This is a genomic window from Desulfovibrio sp. OH1186_COT-070, from assembly GCF_003860215.1.
Taxonomy (GTDB): Bacteria; Desulfobacterota; Desulfovibrionia; order Desulfovibrionales; family Desulfovibrionaceae; genus Desulfovibrio.
Map to the genome: position 1 here is coordinate 1 of NZ_RQYH01000101.1, position 970 is coordinate 970.

Annotated in this window: 1 pseudogene and 1 CRISPR repeat array; the pseudogene reads right to left on the reverse strand. The window is 55.2% G+C overall.

The window, feature by feature from the left end:
- The first annotated feature begins 91 nt into the window (after window positions 1-91).
- A CRISPR array of direct repeats spans window positions 92-839; the repeat unit is 28 nt; unit sequence CTTCTAAACCGCCTACGCGGCGGATAAC.
- 48 nt (window positions 840-887) lie between these two features.
- Window positions 888-970: pseudogene (locus tag EII23_RS12030) on the reverse strand (IS5/IS1182 family transposase); the annotation flags it as partial.

Genomic DNA, 970 nt, shown 5'->3' on the forward strand with positions numbered 1-970 from the left:
TGGGCTGCTGTGGGCATATGTTCCTCGCTTACGGTTGAAGACAAGCGAACTGTGCCACAAAATGAAAATTTAGACAATTTCGTGACTACACTGCCTAAACCGCCTACGCGGCGGATAACATCTTTGTGTGCGCCGAACAACTGGTCAACGACTTCTAAACCGCCTACGCGGCGGATAACAAGGCGCTCCTGCACCAAAGCTCGGATACCCTCTTCTAAACCGCCTACGCGGCGGATAACATTTTACGACCGCCGAAGCCGCTGCCGCTCTGCTTCTAAACCGCCTACGCGGCGGATAACATTTTACTACAGCGGAGGCGGCTGCCGCTCTGCTTCTAAACCGCCTACGCGGCGGATAACGTCGCGGCCCTTGCCCGCCTTGCCCAATGACGCTTCTAAACCGCCTACGCGGCGGATAACGCCCCCGGCCAGCGCGTTCAATAACTGGTCGACTTCTAAACCGCCTACGCGGCGGATAACATTTTACAGCGACTGAAGCAGCCCAAGCGTTACTTCTAAACCGCCTACGCGGCGGATAACAGCAACAGCAGCGGTTCCGACGGACGCACAATCTTCTAAACCGCCTACGCGGCGGATAACGGCGAAAAATTGGAATTATCCACCTGCCAAACCTTCTAAACCGCCTACGCGGCGGATAACTACTGGCCCCTTTGGCCGTCTGCATAGTAAGTCTTCTAAACCGCCTACGCGGCGGATAACATTTTACGACCGCTGAAGCCGCAAAAGCCCTTCTTCTAAACCGCCTACGCGGCGGATAACTCCTGTGCCATCGCGACGACATAGCCGACATTCTTCTAAACCGCCTACGCGGCGGATAACGCGCCCAGGCGTTCCTCCAGCATTTCGCAGACCTTCTAGATAGTGTCGTCAAATTATTTTTGCCCACAATGAGATGCACCTGATTTGCACGGCGGCAAGGAAGGAAAGGCTTCGTTTTGCGTAGCGCGTAG